12 protein-coding genes are annotated in these 15,375 nt (G+C 60.8%); 8 read left to right on the forward strand and 4 right to left on the reverse strand.

The genetic code is table 11. The features are described 5' to 3' along the window. Positions 1-182: 182 nt before the first annotated feature. From JN12_RS12930 to JN12_RS12955, 6 genes are all read left to right on the forward strand, one after another. Entirely contained in the window at positions 183-1,082 is a 900-nt protein-coding gene (locus JN12_RS12930; protein ID WP_145023374.1) for a dihydrodipicolinate synthase family protein, read from the forward strand. Between the two features lie 104 nt (positions 1,083-1,186). After that, positions 1,187-3,340 carry a TRAP transporter permease gene (locus tag JN12_RS12935; RefSeq protein WP_145023376.1) on the forward strand — a complete coding sequence of 718 codons (2,154 nt, stop codon included), beginning with the start codon at positions 1,187-1,189 and terminating at the stop codon, positions 3,338-3,340. A 75-nt stretch (positions 3,341-3,415) separates the two neighbouring features. Beyond that, positions 3,416-4,417, forward strand: a complete 1,002-nt coding sequence (locus JN12_RS12940) for a TAXI family TRAP transporter solute-binding subunit (RefSeq protein ID WP_145023378.1) — start codon at positions 3,416-3,418, stop codon at positions 4,415-4,417. A gap of 8 nt (positions 4,418-4,425) precedes the next feature. Further along, positions 4,426-4,836, forward strand: a complete 411-nt coding sequence (locus JN12_RS12945) for a hypothetical protein (protein WP_145023380.1) — start codon at positions 4,426-4,428, stop codon at positions 4,834-4,836. A 206-nt stretch (positions 4,837-5,042) separates the two neighbouring features. Beyond that, positions 5,043-6,851 (forward strand): sensor histidine kinase, encoded by a 1,809-nt coding sequence (locus JN12_RS12950; protein ID WP_211360541.1) that lies wholly within the window; start codon positions 5,043-5,045, stop codon positions 6,849-6,851. Continuing rightward, entirely contained in the window at positions 6,838-8,175 is a 1,338-nt protein-coding gene (locus JN12_RS12955; RefSeq protein ID WP_145023384.1) for a sigma-54-dependent transcriptional regulator, read from the forward strand. Before JN12_RS12950 ends, JN12_RS12955 begins: the two co-directional genes overlap by 14 nt. Before the next feature lie 118 nt (positions 8,176-8,293). On the opposite strand, the gene JN12_RS12960 is transcribed toward JN12_RS12955, so the two are convergent. From JN12_RS12960 to JN12_RS12970, 3 genes are read right to left on the reverse strand one after another with little or no spacing between them, the layout of a single operon-like run. Further along, positions 8,294-9,055, reverse strand: coding sequence for an ABC transporter permease (locus JN12_RS12960; RefSeq protein ID WP_145023386.1), 762 nt, complete (start codon positions 9,053-9,055; stop codon positions 8,294-8,296). 22 nt (positions 9,056-9,077) lie between these two features. Beyond that, positions 9,078-10,001, reverse strand: a complete 924-nt coding sequence (locus JN12_RS12965; RefSeq protein ID WP_145023388.1) for an ABC transporter ATP-binding protein — start codon at positions 9,999-10,001, stop codon at positions 9,078-9,080. A gap of 53 nt (positions 10,002-10,054) precedes the next feature. Next, positions 10,055-10,861 carry a PP2C family protein-serine/threonine phosphatase gene (locus tag JN12_RS12970; protein WP_145023390.1) on the reverse strand — a complete coding sequence of 269 codons (807 nt, stop codon included), beginning with the start codon at positions 10,859-10,861 and terminating at the stop codon, positions 10,055-10,057. A 146-nt stretch (positions 10,862-11,007) separates the two neighbouring features. Between JN12_RS12970 and JN12_RS20645 the strand changes: the two genes are divergently transcribed. Then, entirely contained in the window at positions 11,008-13,470 is a 2,463-nt protein-coding gene (locus JN12_RS20645) for a PAS domain-containing protein (protein ID WP_211360542.1), read from the forward strand. Position 13,471: 1 nt separating this feature from the next. Next, positions 13,472-15,019, forward strand: a complete 1,548-nt coding sequence (locus JN12_RS12990; RefSeq protein ID WP_145023392.1) for a sensor histidine kinase — start codon at positions 13,472-13,474, stop codon at positions 15,017-15,019. Here the strand turns inward: JN12_RS12990 and JN12_RS12995 are convergent. Beyond that, positions 14,996-15,253, reverse strand: coding sequence for a hypothetical protein (locus JN12_RS12995; RefSeq protein WP_145023394.1), 258 nt, complete (start codon positions 15,251-15,253; stop codon positions 14,996-14,998). The two genes, JN12_RS12990 and JN12_RS12995, sit on opposite strands and share 24 nt — an antisense overlap. Between the last annotated feature and the right edge of the window lie 122 nt (positions 15,254-15,375).

The following is a 15,375-nucleotide window of genomic DNA, read 5'->3' on the forward strand; positions in this document are numbered from 1 at the left end:
GCATACCGGCACGCGACTTGCTCTTCAATGCTCAGATACAACGAACTGAGAGTTGCTGACGTTGTCACTGAGGCCCTATTGACCGTCGAACAAAGCAAGCTTTCAGACCCGACGTTCCGACTGCACACAAATACTGTTCCTATTTACTATATGGCCCGGTGAGGGCCAGGAGGAAGCGGACAATGAGCGAACGACTGAAGGGCGTCCACACTATCGTGCCCACCCCGTTTGATGAGCAGGGGGAACTGGACGGAGAAAGCCTCTTTCAGCTGATCGATTTTCTGGTGCGGCTGGGAGTCGACGGGGTGGTGGTGCTCGGAGTGATGGGCGAGGCGCCCAAGCTCGGAGAGACGGAACAGGCCGAGGTGCTCCGCATTGCCGTGCAGGCGGCAGCCGGGAGGATACCGGTCTTCGCCGGTGCCGGCGCCGCCGGCACCGATCTGGCCATTGCCAAAGGGATCGCCGCCATGCGCGGCGGCGCAGCGGGTCTGCTGGTCGCGCCGCCACCGGTCCAGAAGAACGGCGTGATCTTCGACTACTACCGGCGAATCGGCGAGGCCGTACAGGCCCCGCTGATTCGCCACGACTACCCGGCTACCACCGGCATCCTGCTGGACGCAGAGCTGGTCGCCCGGATGTTCGGCGAGATCGAACAGGTCAAGGTGATCAAACTGGAAGAGCCCCCCACCGGGCCGAAGATCACCCAGCTCCGCAGGCTCTGCCCGGAACTGAGCATCCTCGGCGGGCTGGGCGGCATGTATTTCCTCGATGAACTGCAGCGCGGCGCTGACGGCATCATGACCGGCTTTTCCTACCCTGAGCTGCTGAAGGCCATCTATCGCTCCTTTATCCGGAACGACCTCGCCGAGGCTCAGCGTATCTTCTACAGTGCCTGTCCGCTCCTGCGCTACGAGTTCCAGCCCGGAATCGGCCTGGCACTGCACAAGGAAATATACCGGCAGCGCGGCGCGATCCGCACCGCTCACGTCCGCCATCCCGGGGCGCAGATCGATGCCGAGCTGAAGCGCGAACTGGCCCAGCTCCTCGCCTACTGCCCGCCTGAAAGATTGATTTCTGTTTAGGGTTATCAGCGCCAATCCGTATAAATCAGCGTTGATCCGTGTTTAATTGCTTTCGATTTTTCTTGTTTGGTTCCGGCTACACACAAAGGAAAGGAAACCGCACCATGGAAATGCACTCTGAAACCCCGGATACCGGCAGACTCAACCGCTTCGTGATCACCCCGTTCCTGGTCATCGCCAGCCTGTACAGCCTCTATCTGGTGATCCACCCGTACACGCCGTTTGCGAAGGCCTCGCTCTCCATCCTGGACCTCACCCAGGTGCAGCGGGCAACCCACGTCTTTTTCCTCCTGGTAGCGGGGTACCTGCTCTCCTCGCGCCGAAGCGGCGGCAAGGCCGGGGTTGGGGCATACATCTTCGCCCTCATGGCCGCCTTTCCCCTGTACGCCTTCTGGCAGATCGACCTGGCCCTGAAGTTCAAGATCATCGCCTCGCTGTTCTGGCTGACCGCCGTCCTGCCGGCCGTGTATCCGAGCTCGGGCAAGTGGATGGATAAACTGGGAGCACTCCTGGTGATCATCCCCTACGTGTATCAGGTCACCCAGTTCAAGGAGATCATCGATCGGGCCATGGTCCCCGAGCCGTGGGACCTGGTCATGGCGTTCGGCCTGACCCTGCTCCTCCTCGGCCAGGTGTACCGCTACACCGGGGCGATCCTCCCCTGCCTGGTCTTCACCTTCCTTCTCTACAACCTGTACGGCAACCTGTTCACCGGCATCTTCGCCCACGCCTCGTTCGACTTCGACCTGCTGCTGGCAAAGCTTTTCAGCGAGACCGAGGCCGGCCTGTTCGGCATGATAACCGGGGTCTCAGTAAAATATCTGGTCTACTTCACCATCCTGGGCGGCATCATCGGCGCCCTGAACCTGGGCCGCATCATCGGTAACATTGCGTCACTGGCCGCCTGCGGCAGGCCCGACGGCCCCGGGATCGTGACGGTGATCGCCTCCGTCTTCATGGGTATGTTCAGCGGCTCCGGCGCGGCAGACACCCAGTTCGTCTCCACCATCTCCAAGCCGATGTTCGAAAAGGGTGGCTACGGCAAGTACGAGGCCGCCGGCATCGCGGCCACCTCGGGCACCATCGCCATGATCACCCCCCCCGTGCTCGGCTCCATGGCATTCGTCATGGTGGAGATCCTCAGCATCCCCTACTCCTGGGTCTGCATCATGGCCCTGGGACCGATGCTGCTCTACATCGTCGCCATCGTTTCCTACAACTACCTGTACGTCAAAATGAAGGGGATAAAGCCAGTGGAGGACGGGGTACGGTACGGCAAGACCTATTTCCTCCGCTACAGCTTCATCTTCCTGCCGATCCTCTTGATCGTAGGGTTCATCTACTTCGGGTATTCGGTCAGCCTGGCCGTGGTCTGCTCCATAGCCCTCTTCGTCATACTGAGCTATCTGGACCCGACGCTGCGTCCCGCCAGCCCGATGGTCCTGATCAAGGGGCTGGCAAACGGCTTCTCCTCACTGATCCCGATCGGCACGGCAGTGGTCTGCGCCAACCTGATCCTGACCCTGATGGTCATGACCGGCCTGCCGAACAAGTTCTCACAGTTCCTGACCATGGTTTCCGGTCAGAGCCTGATGACGGCCACCTTCCTCGCCGCCGGGTTCGCACTGCTCCTGGGGATGGGGATTCCGCCGACGGCAACGTACGTGGTTGCCTCGTCACTGACCGCCCCGGCCATCCTGCAGGTAGCCATGGCCAACGGCATCCCGCAGGAGGCGGCGCTGCTCTCGACCCACATGTTCCTGATGTACTATGCCGTACTGGCCGACGTCACGCCGCCCGTGGCCCTTTCCGCCTATGCCGCGTCGTCGGTGTTCCACACCGACCCACTCAAGACGGGGATCTATGCGGCCAAAGTGGCGCTCCCCAAGTACCTGCTGGGCTTCTCCTTCATCCTGGGCTATCAGGGAACGGCCTTGCTGATTATCCCGATGTGGCGCACCACCTCCATGTTCGACACGATCACCGGCTTCCTCGTCCGCCTGGCCATGGTGTCTATCGGTGCGATCCTGATGGCGGCGGCCACGGTGGGATACACCCGGCGGCCGCTGCACAGGTGGGAATGCTGGGTACTCGGCATCCTGTCCCTCGGCCTGTTCGTCCCCTTCCTCTGGATCAACCTGGCAGTGATTGCCGCCTCGCTCTGGTTCTTCCTGGGGAGGAAGAAGGAAGGAGCCGTGGTGGAAGATCTCGGGGGAGCGGATGCGTGTGCGGTTTCTAAGCCTGAGGCCGGTTCGTGAGGGGCTAAGGGGAGGAGGGGTTACGCGATGCCCACAACAAAGTTAACAGTGGAACTACACCACAAGGAGGAATACATGAAGAAGATCGTCGGACTATTGGTAGCAGTCTTGCTGGGGTTCGGTTCCCTGGCCGCGGCGGCGGAGCAGAAACCGAAAATCCTGATCGCCACCGGCGGCATTGGCGGCGTCTATTATTACTACGGCACCGCGTTGGCTGAAATCCTCACGAAATATGCCGGGGTGGAGGCAACCGCCATCCAGACCGCCGCGTCGGTGGACAACCTGCTGCTGATACAGCGCCGCAGCGATCCGAAGAAAAACACCTATTATATGGGTATCGTGCTGCCGGATTCGGCCTACCAGGCCTACACCGGCGCCATCGAAAAGTTCAAGGACAAGCCGGCCAAGGACGTCAGGGTACTGTGGGCCGCCTATCCCAATATCCTTCATATCGTGGCCGCGCCGGGATCGCACATCAAGACCGTGGCCGACCTGAAAGGGAAACGGGTCTCAACCGCAGCGCCCGGTTCCGGCACCGAACTGGAGGCGTTCATGGTGCTGGATGCAGCCGGGGTCAAGACCTCCGACCTGGCAAAGCAGGAGCGGCTGGGTGCGGGGGAATCGGGGGAATCCATGTCCCACGGCACCCTGGATGCCTACTTCTGGTCCGGCGGACTTCCGACCAGCTCCGTGACCGAGCTGGCAACCTCCATGTCCCGCCAGGGGAACAAGCTGGAAATGGTGGACCTTGATCCGAAGGGGGAACTGGTCAAGAAACTGCTCAAAAAGTACCCCGGCGTGATGGAGACAGGGGTGATCCCCAAGGATGTCTACGGAACGGCCAAGGACACCCGGACCCTGGCCTTCTGGAACCTCTTCGTGGGGCCGAAGAACCTGCCCGAGAAATACTCCTACGCCATCACCAAGGCCCTGTTTGAACACCAGGACCAGCTGCAGAAGGCTGTCAAGGCGGCCAAGGACAACACCCCGGCGAACGCGGTGAAATTCATCCACGGCACCATTCCCTACGACCCGGGTGCACTCCGCTACTACAAGGAAAAAGGGCTCGTGAAATGATCGATGCCGTGTCCAGAGCCAGATGGTGCCGCATAGCCCCCCTGATTATCCTGATCCCGCTGCTGCTGGCGGCAGGAGTTGTCCGTCCGGTCAGGGTCTCCGGGGATCGCGGTTCCAGCACCATCTGGCTCTGGGCCTGGCAGAAAGGGCGCATAGAGTTCATCAACTCGGTCACCCACCTGCCGGTTGACATCAGTTTTGGCGTGCCGTGGCGATTCTCCGGCTTTTCAGTCCGCACGGACCCCGGAACCGAGGAATATTACACAGCGGGCGGATACTCATGGAACGATCAACTCGCCAAAGAACAACCGGGAACGCTCAGCTACTGCTCCGAGGTCGGCATTAACGTCACTCTGGGGGAATATCTCTTCCACGAACAGGGGGGCTGCATCAACGTTTCACTCGTCTGGCCGCCCTGAAAGTGCGGTCAGACGGATCGCTCCATTCTGTCCCCCCCCGGAACAACACCCCCTTCGTAGTAAAGTTTTGAACTGCGCCGGATACTGTATTACTATCGTCGTCACTCTTCATCCCGACCGACCTACACGACAGGCAACAGACGGCTCAACCTATGACATCACACACCGGCCCCGGGCAGCTCCGTCTTACTCTCATCAGACTTGCCATGAAAGCCGGATCAACGATTCTGGTCTGCCTGCTGGTCGGCTGGGTGACCGAGCAGATACTGCTGACACGGAACCTTGAAGCTCTGCGGATAATTACCAGTCAGCACATGGAGTTCTACCGTCTGAGCCTGGAGTCAGTACTGACCCGCAATGAATCGCTACCCCGGCTTGTCGCCCACGAGGAAAAGCTCGGCAGGCTCCTGCTCCATCCTGACGACTCCACCCTGAAGAAGGCCGCCAACGACTACCTTCGGAATATCCAGGGGGTTTCGGATATTGCCGCCGCCTATCTGATGGATGCGGACGGCCTGACCCTTGCGGCCAGCAATTTCAACCAGCCGACATCGTATGTGGGTGAGAACTATGCCTTCCGTCCCTATTTCCGCGATGCCATACAGGGGGGGCTCGGTCGCTTTTTCGGCATAGGCATGACAACCGGACTGCCCGGCTACTTCCTCGCCGCACCGGTCGAGGTGTATGGCAAGCGGCTCGGGGTTTCCGCCATCAAGGTGAACCTGGACAGTTTCGAATCGGCGCTTCTCAAGAGCGGGGAGAATGTCCTCCTGGCCGATGACTCCGGAGTCATTTTTCTTACGTCGGTAAAGGAATGGCGCTACCGGACCCTGACGCAGCTCGGCAAGAATGCCTTTGAACAGCTCCGTACCACCCGGGCCTACAACAACCTCAGCCTGGTCCCTTTGGAGACAAGTCTCAATCTGCAGGAAGGTAGCCTCATGGCGCGGATCATCCTGCCCCATGACGAGCCCCGCGATTATCTCGTCCAGTCGAGAATGGTCGGACCCCTTGGCTGGAGGATGATCTTGCTGGCAAACACGGACCAGGAACGCCAGAGTGCCCTCTTGGCCGGCGTTGCCGCCAGCTTTGCCACCGCATTCCTGTTCTTCATCGTCATCCATTTCCAGTTGAACGCCAAGCGGTACCAGGAACGGCGCCAGGCAAAAGCGGCACTGAGACGGGCATATCAGGAGCTCGAACAGCGGATCGCGGAACGGACCAGCGACCTGGTGGCCACCAACCTGTCGCTGGAGGAAAAGATCGAGGCGCTGAAGACGACGGAGAGCATCCTGCGCGAAACCCGTGACAACGCCGTGCAGGCCGGCAAGCTGGCCGTGCTCGGTCAGATGTCCGCCGGCATCAGCCACGAGATCAACCAACCGCTCACCGCCCTGCACACCCTGACCGACAATGCCGTCAGCCTGCTGGAACGCGGCCGGCTGCAGGAGGTGCGCGAAAACCTCGGGCTCGTCCGGCAGATGGCCGACCGGATGGGCCGGATCGTGGCCGAAATAAAGACCTTTGCCCGCAAGGCCCCTGCCGAACTGCAGCCAATACGGATCGCCGATGCGATCGGACAGGCCGTCATGCTGGTCGAGTCACGCCGGCGTCAGATCGACGCCCGTATCGAGGTACCGCCGTTCCCGCAGGAGCTGCAGGTGCTGGCCGATTCCGTCCGCCTGGAGCAGGTGCTGGTGAATCTCCTCAGGAACGCCCTGGACGCGGTCGCGGAGCTGCCGGACGGACAGGTGACCGTTGCGGTCCGGCATGAAGCGCCCGACGTCATGATCGCCATCCGCGACAACGGCCCCGGCATCGCACCGGAGATCATGCCGAGGCTGTTCGAGCCGTTCCTGACGAACAAATCCGCAGGGCAAGGGCTGGGGCTGGGGTTGGCCATATCCCGCATGATCATCACGGAGCTGGGTGGCAGCCTCACTGCCCGAAACAGTGACAATGGCGGAGCGGAGTTCACCATACTGCTGGAGGAAGCATTGCATGACCCGACATAACTCACCGGACAACCTACTGGTTTACCTCGTCGAAGACGACGAAGCGGTGCTGCACGGCTGTCAGCAGGCGATCCACCTGGCCGACCTGTCGGTGCGCGCCTTCCGGAATGCCGAGAGCGCCCTTGCCGCTCTGGAGGACGACCCCCCGGCCGTCGTAGTCAGCGACGTGCGGCTCCAGAAGATGTCCGGGCTGGAGCTGCTGGACGAACTGCAGAAACGCGACCGCGACCTCCCGGTCATCCTGATAACCGGCCATGGCGATGTGTCGATGGCGGTACAGGCCATGCGGGCCAATGCCTATGATTTCATCGAAAAGCCGTTTCACTCGGAACGGCTGGTCGACGTCATCCGCCGGGGACTGGAGAAGCGCCGCCTGCTGCTGGAGATCCGGAGGCTGCACGAACAACTGGTCGACGTGGGGGCAATGCCGCTGATCGGACAGTCGGAAGCGATGCTGAAGGTACGCCGCTCCATTGCCGCCCTGGCCCCCACCGACGTGGACGTGCTCATCCTCGGCGAAACCGGGACCGGCAAGGAGGTGGTGGCCCATGCCCTCCACGCCCAGAGCGGGCGCAAGGGACCTTTCGTGGCGCTGAACTGCGGGGCACTGCCGGAGACGATCTTCGAGAGCGAGATGTTCGGGCACGAGGCAGGGGCGTTTACCGGCGCTGATCGGCGGCGCATCGGCAAGATCGAGTACGCCAACGCTGGCACGCTTTTCCTCGACGAGATCGAATCGATGCCGCTGGCGCTCCAGGTCAAACTCCTGCGGGTGCTGCAGGAGCGCCGTATCGAGCGCCTCGGCAGCAACAGTTCCATTCCGGTTGACTGCCGGCTCGTGGCGGCGACCAAAACCAACATGAAACAGCTGTCGGACAAGGGGGCATTCCGTGCCGACCTCTACTACCGGCTGAATGTGGTGACCATCGAACTGCCGCCTCTCAGGCAGCGACCAGGGGACATCGCGCCGCTCATGGCCTACTTCCTCTCCCAGGCGGCCAGCCGGTTCAACCGGGAGGCGCCGGCCTGGAACGGGCAGGACCTGATCCGCTGGCAGCAGCACGACTGGCCCGGCAACGTGCGGGAGCTGAAGGCGGTTGCCGAGCGCCTCTGCCTCGGCGTCGGCGATGGTCTGGAGCCGGGCCGGACAACGGCGGCCTCGCTGGCGGCCCAGGTGGACACCTATGAACGGGGCTTGATCCGCGAAGCGTTACGAAGTGTGAAGGGGGTGGTGGCAGACGCCGCCCACTTGTTGCAAATACCGAAGAAGACGCTCTATGACAAGCTGAACCGTTATGGGCTGGAACCGGAGCATTTTCGTTGACATCATGCCTCATACCGGTGAAAGGAGCAACCAGATAGCACTTGACCCGTCACTCATCATAGTGAAGTCATTGCAAAACTGAGCTGGTCGGGTTAAGTCCGACAGGCTCCCAGAATGGCTACTCTGACATGCGGTGACGGAAGATCCCTACCGCCAGGGTAAAGAGTACGGCGGCAGTGACATACAGAAGCGCGGCGTAGACTGCCGTGAAGCGGCCGGAAACCAGTGCCAGGCGCGCCCCTTCGAACAGCGCCGTGGTGGGAAGCAGCCGTATAACCGGCAGAATGGCGGCGGGATAGGACGACAGGGGAAAGAACATGCCGGACATGAACATGAGCGGCATGATGAACACCGCCTCCACCCGGCCGATGGTCTCGGGCTTGTCCATGAGGGTGCCGCAGATGATGCCGGCACAGGAGAAGAGTGCCGACCCGGGGACCAGGAAGACGAGATAGCTTAACAGGTGGGCCGGGGTGAAGCGAAACGGGGTGATGGCGAAGATCACCAACGCCACGGCCAGCCCCTTGACCAGACCATGGGTGAAGCCGGAGAGTATCTTGGCGATGACGATCTCGGATGCGGTGATCGGCGTCACCCGGTACGATTCGATGGTGAACTGTACCCGTCGGTGGAACCAGAGGCTCCAGACGCTTTCGCTGAAGGCGGCGTTCACCGCGGTCATGGTGATCAGGCCGGGAGCGATGAACAGGCTGTACGGCACCCCTTCCACCTGGCCGATGTACCCTTTCATGCCGATGCCGAAGGCCAGGTAGATGGTGAGCGGATAGGCGACCACCGCCACCAGCTCCGGCAGGATGCTGCGGCGGAGTACCAGCATGTCGCGCCGCCAGATGGCCACTGTGCCCTGGAAGGTCATCATATTAGCTCCGCCGCATTCCGACTCACCTGAGCCCCTCGCCGGTCAGGGAGATGAAGATCTCCTCCAGGGTCCGGTCCCGCAGAGTGATCCGCCGTACCTCGGCCCCGTTCAGGGCCGCGATCACCTCGGAGAGACACTCCCACCTCTCCAGTTCGACGATGACGGTCCGGCCTTCCACCTGCAAGGTGCCGATGCAGGCCAGATTACGCAGCGCGGTGGCAAACTGCTCCCCATCCCGGCCGAACTCGATCTCGTAGACCGCCCCGCCGGTGAGCCGCGCCTTCAGCTCCTGCGGGCTTCCCAACGCGATCAGCCGGCCGTGGTCGATGATGGCGATCCGGTCACAGAGCTGCTCCGCCTCCTCCAGGTAGTGGGTGGTGAGGATGATGGTCATGGAGCCGGCCACCGACCGCACGTAGTCCCAGACCGCCCGCCGCGACTGGGGGTCCAGGCCGGTGGTCGGCTCGTCGAGAAAGAGGAGCTTCGGCTCGTGCAAAAGCGCCCGGGCAACCACCAGCCGCCGCAGCATCCCCCCGGAGTAAGTGTCGGGAAAGTCGTTCTGCCGCTCCGCCAGCCCCATAAGGGTAAGGATTTCGTCGATCCGTTGCCGGTACCGCTGGGCCGGCATGCCGTGCAGCCGCGCATGCAGCTCCAGGTTCTCCCGGGCCGTCAGGTACCGGTCCAGGCTGTTCTCCTGGGGCACCACACCGATCAGCCGGCGGATCTCTTTCCCCTGGCTGCGGGTGTCGAACCCCTCCACGAACGCCTCACCCGAGTCCTGGCGCATCAGGGTGGTGAGTATCCGGATGAGGGTGGTCTTCCCGGCGCCGTTGGGACCGAGCAGGCCGAAGATGGAACCTTGGGGGACCGTGATGTCGAACGCATTCAGCGCGACCAGAGAGCCGTATTGTTTGGTGAGTGCGCGGGTGACGATGGCAGAAGGCATGGGAGGAAGTATAACAGGCTGTTGGTTAATGTGAACCGGTGCGCCTGACAATCTCACCGCGCTGCGGGTGCCGGCCTGAAAGTATTGAAATCCACGACAATGGCGGTGCAGTCGTCATCTGGCCGCTCGCCCCCGCCGAATCCCTGCAGGCGGTTGAAGAGGGTATCGAGGAATTCGGCGTCGTCACCGCTTGCGCTGCGGAGCGTTTCTCCCAGCCGGTCGCTGCCGAACAGCTCTCCCGCGCCATTGGCGCACTCCACGATACCGTCGGTATAGAGGAGCAGCCGGTCCCCGGCGGCAAAACGGAAACGGCCGCTGTTGATCTCCAGGTCTTCGAAGAAGCCGACCGGCTGAGCGGTGGTATCGAGCGGGATGATCTCCGCCCCCCGCCGCACCAGTGGCGGCACGTGACCGGCGTTGACATAGACCATCTCCTGGGTCGCGGGGTCGATGATGCCGAAGAAGAGGGTCGACGAAAAGAAGTGGTCCAGGGCCTGGCTGCGCCGGGCAAAGGAGGTCAGGAACCGGTTCACCTGGGAGACCAGGCTCACCGGATCGCACTCCCCCTGGGTGGCGCGGTGGAGGTAGCCATAGACAAGGGACATGACGATCGAGGCGTGCAGGCCGTGGCCGGTCACATCGCCGATGAACAGGGTCTGGCAGCCGTCCGGCATGGTAATGAAATCGAAGTAGTCCCCTCCCAGTTCGTCGGCCATCTGGTTCCTGACGCCGATGCAGCACCAGGTGCAAAGTGGCGAGCTTTTCGGAAAGAGCAGGTCCTCGATCTTGTGCGCCAGCGCCAGTTCGCCGTCTATGCAGGGGTCTGCGGCAATTTTCGCCTTGTCGTCCGGTTCTGCCATGATTCTCTCCTCCTGTAGAGGCAGAGCGGCCGCGCCTGCCTCTACTATTGGTATACTCTAGCATGTTGCAGGAAGGGTTCAAGCTAACCCGTTGCATATCCAGCCATTTTTGATAATCTGTGCGCATGAATAAGGACGATGCGATAATGCACCAGGAAATGCGAGAACTCCGCAGACGACTCCAGGAAGCGGAAGAGATCATCCGAGCGCTTAGGAGCGGGAAAATCGCCGAACCGGCCATTGACTCCAGGATCAGCCTGGCCGGCATCCGGAAGGATGTTGCTCCATCAGACCGTATCCAGGTGGAGTCGACAACCGAAGACGCTCTGCAGAAAGCCAACGATGAACTGGAACTCAAGGTGCGGGAACGGACCGCCGAGCTTGTCAGGGCAAATGAGGCACTGCAGACCGAGATTGCCGAACGGAAGCGTGTTGAGGATGCATTACGCAAGAGCGAGGCCCTCTACCGGGCCATTGGTGAAAGCATCGAGTACGGGGTATGGGTCTGCGCCCCGGATGGCCGGAACATCTATGCCAGTGACAGTTTTCTTAAGATGGTCGGCATCACCCGGCAGCAGTGCTCGGATTTCGGCTGGGGCGATGTACTGCACCCCGACGACGCCGAGCAGACCATCTCCAAATGGAAGGAGTGTGTCGCCAGCGGTGGGGCATGGGACATCGAACACCGCTTCAGGGGAGTCGACGGGATCTGGCATCATGTGCTCGCCCGCGGCGTACCGGTCAGGGACGAACAGGGGGAGATTCTCTGCTGGGCCGGCATCAACCTCGACATCAGCCGACTGAAAGATACGGAACAGTCACTGCGCGAAACAAGCCAGCGGCTGAAACTCATCGTCGAAACGGCAAACCTGCTCCTTGCGTCCGGCTCCCCCCAGGACGTAGTCGACAATCTCTGCCGAAAGGTAATGGCGTTTCTCGACTGCCAGCTGTTTTTCAATTTCCTTGTTGACGAGAATGCCAACCGGCTTCACCTGAATGCCTGCGCCGGGATCTCCGAGACGGAGGCAGACGGTATCAGGTGGCTCGACATCGGGACAGCGGTCTGTGGTTGCGTGGCCAGGGACGGCTGCCGGATCGTGACCGAGAACATCTCCGGATCGAACGACCCGCGAACAGAGTTGGTACGGTCTTTTGGCATCCAGGCATACGCGTGCCACCCCCTCGTCTCCAAACAGCGGGTCATCGGAACCCTCTCCTTTGGCAGCCGCTCCAAAACCAGCTTTACCGATAATGAACTGGAACTGATGAAAACCGTGGCCGACCAGGTAGCCCTTGCCATGGAGCGCCATATCGGCGAACAGGAGAGAGAGTCGCTGCTGCGGGAGCTTGCCCTGGAAAAGTCCCGCTGGCAGACCACGGTCAACAACCTGCTCGATCCGGTAACCATCTGCGACGCCAGCGGCTGCGTCACCTATATCAACCCGGCCTATCAGAGGCTGATCGAACGCCCGCTCAACGCTGACCTGGCAGTGGCCGACCATGCCGATTACTACCAGCTCTACCGGCCGGATGGCAGCTTGTTCCCGGCAGATGAACTGCCGCTGCAAAAGGCCGCCCTGACCGGTACGGAGGTCAAGGACGTGGAACTGATCCAGCGTGCCGCCGACGGCCGGGAGTTTGTCGCCATCTTCAGCGCTGCGCCGCTGCGCGATACCTACGGGCAGGTCATCGGTGCCGTTGCTGTCGGCCATGACATTACCCAGCTGCGACGTGCCGAGCGGTCGCTGCAAAAGGCCTATGACGAGCTGGAAAAACGGGTTGCCGAGCGCACCTCGGAGCTGGCCAGCACGGTCAACGCCCTGATGGAAGAAGCTGTAGAGCGGGAAAAGGCGGAGCAGGCACTGCGCGTGGAGACCGAGGAACGCCTGCGGGCAATGGAGCTGCTGCGGGAAAAGGACCGGATGCTCATGCAGCAAGGCCGCCAGGCAGCCCTGGGAGAGATGATCGGGAACATCGCCCACCAGTGGCTGCAGCCACTCAACAATCTGGGACTGCTCATTCAGGAACTCCCTATCAGCTATGCCGCCGGGGAGTTCAGCGGGGAGTATCTGGAACAGAGCGTCAACCGGGCGATGCAGATGATCTACCACATGTCCCAGACCATCGACGGCTTCAGGAACTTCTTCCGGCCGGACAAGGAAAAGCGGCTCTTCTCCGTCAGCGCGGAGTTGACAAATACCCTCAATCTTCTCACGGGAAGCTTCCGGGAATTCGGGATACAATGTGACATCGTCACTAGTGAAGAGCTCATGATCGAGGGGTTCCCGAACGAGTTTTCCCAAGTGCTCCTCAACATCCTGCTCAACGCCAGGGATGCCTTCATCGAACGGAACGTCGTCACCCCCCGGGTTCAGGCAGCGCTCTTCCGGGAGCACGGCAGGGCCGTGATAACCATTACCGACAACGCCGGCGGCATCTCCGAGGAGATCATGGACCGGATTTTTGATCCGTATTTCACCACCAAGGGACCTGACAAGGGGACCGGCGTCGGCCTCTTCATGTCAAAGACCATTATTGAGAGCAATATGCACGGCACGCTCCGGGCACGTAACATCGACCACGGCGCCGAATTCAGGATCGAGATCTGACATGAAACCATCATCCGCCACTACGGTACCCATCTCAATCCTCCTGGTGGAAGACGAAGCCGAGACCAGGGAGATCCTGAGCAGGATGCTCACCATCAAACTGCCCGAAATCCGGCTCTTGTGTGCCGAAAACGGCAAGAACGGCCTGGAGCTCTACCAGGAGCACCGGCCGGACCTGGTCATCACCGACATCAACATGCCGCTCATGGATGGACTCAGCATGGCCGGGGCAATCAGGGAACTGCATCAGGAAACGCACATCATCGTCCTGACAGCGTACAACGATACCCACTATCTGCTGCATGCCATTGAAGCGGGAATCACCCATTACGTTCTGAAACCGATCAACCGGCACAAACTCTTTGCCAGCATTGATCAATGCCTTGCCAGAATCCGTCTTGAACAGCAGGTCAGGGAACAGGAGAAATTCATCCGCACATTGTCACGGGCCGTGGAGAGAAGCCCGAGCATGGTCATGATCACCGCGTGTAACGGCGCCGTCGAGTATGTAACTCCCCGGTTTACCGAGATAACCGGTTATGCCGTCAGTGATATCGTTGGCAAGAATCTGCGGTCGCTGCTTGCCGACAACGTGGCTCCCGACGTTGCGGAAGAGCTCTGGAAGACCATCTGCAGTGGCAAGGAGTGGCGGGGCGAGCTGCAGAACCGCACCAAGGGGGGGGAGCGCTACTGGGAGTCGGTGGCAATCACCTCGATAGCTGACGAACAGGGCGCCATCACCAATTTCGTTATCGAAAAGGAAGACATCACCCGGCGGAAGGTGGCCGAGGAAGAGATCGAATCCCTGAACGTCCGCCTTGCCGAGCGGGCCGCGGAACTGGAGGCCCTCAACGGGGCGCTGGAGGCGTTCAACTACACCGTTTCCCACGACCTGCGCACACCATTGACGGTGATCAACGGCTATAATCAGTTACTGCGCGAACGGTATGGCGACAGACTGGACCAGGAGGGGGCAGGATATCTGCAGACGATTGCCGATGAAGTACAGCAGATGAACAAGCTCATCCGCTCGCTGCTTGAATTTTCCCGGCTGGGCCGCCAGAATCTGGAATGTTCCGAGATAGACCTCAGCAATCTGGCCAAGGCGGTTGCGGAAGACTTGAAACGGAAAATGCCCGAACGGGTGGTCACCTTCGTGCTGCAGGATGGTATCTGCTGCAATGGTGACTATGCCCTGCTGAGGGTCGTACTGGCAAATCTGCTGGGCAATGCCTGGAAATACACGGGCCGGAACGAGAAGGCCATCATTGAATTCGGCGCGCTCGTCGTCCAGGGAGAGCCAGCCTATTTCGTTCGTGATAACGGCGCCGGTTTCGACATGGCCAAGGTGGACATGCTGTTTGCCCCCTTCCAGAGGCTGCACTCGGCAGAAGAGTTCGAAGGCCACGGCATCGGTCTGGCCACAGTGGCACAGATCATCAAACGCCACAACGGTCGGGTTTGGGCCGAGGGAGTTCCCGGCAGCGGGGCAACCATCTATTTCACCCTGGGGATGAGCAACCAGTCAGCTCACGCTCTTTCTCGCTAACCACTCTGCAAACTGTACCAGGTCATCACTATCTTCATCAGGAGCTGTCAGCCGACCCAGGTCATTCCCCTGCCTGTCGAGGATGAAATCGGCAGCATCAGCATCACCTACCCCCTCCTCCTGAGTGGAAATGGAGTAGCCCAGTTGGTTGACCGGCTTCAGCCAGTCAGGCTCTTTCTCTTCGAAAAGAGCGAGCTGTCCGTAATCTTCGGGTTTTTTACCTCGCCTGGCCACTCGCAACCTCCGAAAGTGACAATTATCTATCGACCGCAGATTTTTGCAAGCGCGAAATGTGGGTTGACTTGTGCCCAAGAACAACAAAAAGGCCCCACGGAAAACCCGTGAAGCCTTTATTT

Origin of the sequence: Geobacter argillaceus (assembly GCF_007830735.1) — a bacterium.
GTDB classification, from domain to species: domain Bacteria; phylum Desulfobacterota; class Desulfuromonadia; order Geobacterales; family DSM-12255; genus Geomobilibacter; species Geomobilibacter argillaceus.

Excerpts from the sequence above, each read along its gene's own strand:
- JN12_RS20645 (WP_211360542.1), top strand. The coding sequence starts at position 11,008 with ATGCACCAGGAAATGCGAGAACTCCGCAGACGACTCCAGGAAGCGGAA.
- JN12_RS12960 (WP_145023386.1), bottom strand. The coding sequence starts at position 9,055 with ATGATGACCTTCCAGGGCACAGTGGCCATCTGGCGGCGCGACATGCTG.
- JN12_RS12930 (WP_145023374.1), top strand. The coding sequence starts at position 183 with ATGAGCGAACGACTGAAGGGCGTCCACACTATCGTGCCCACCCCGTTT.
- JN12_RS12955 (WP_145023384.1), top strand. The coding sequence starts at position 6,838 with ATGACCCGACATAACTCACCGGACAACCTACTGGTTTACCTCGTCGAA.
- JN12_RS12940 (WP_145023378.1), top strand. The coding sequence starts at position 3,416 with ATGAAGAAGATCGTCGGACTATTGGTAGCAGTCTTGCTGGGGTTCGGT.
- JN12_RS12935 (WP_145023376.1), top strand. The coding sequence starts at position 1,187 with ATGGAAATGCACTCTGAAACCCCGGATACCGGCAGACTCAACCGCTTC.
- JN12_RS12965 (WP_145023388.1), bottom strand. The coding sequence starts at position 10,001 with ATGCCTTCTGCCATCGTCACCCGCGCACTCACCAAACAATACGGCTCT.
- JN12_RS12990 (WP_145023392.1), top strand. The coding sequence starts at position 13,472 with ATGAAACCATCATCCGCCACTACGGTACCCATCTCAATCCTCCTGGTG.
- JN12_RS12950 (WP_211360541.1), top strand. The coding sequence starts at position 5,043 with ATGAAAGCCGGATCAACGATTCTGGTCTGCCTGCTGGTCGGCTGGGTG.
- JN12_RS12970 (WP_145023390.1), bottom strand. The coding sequence starts at position 10,861 with ATGGCAGAACCGGACGACAAGGCGAAAATTGCCGCAGACCCCTGCATA.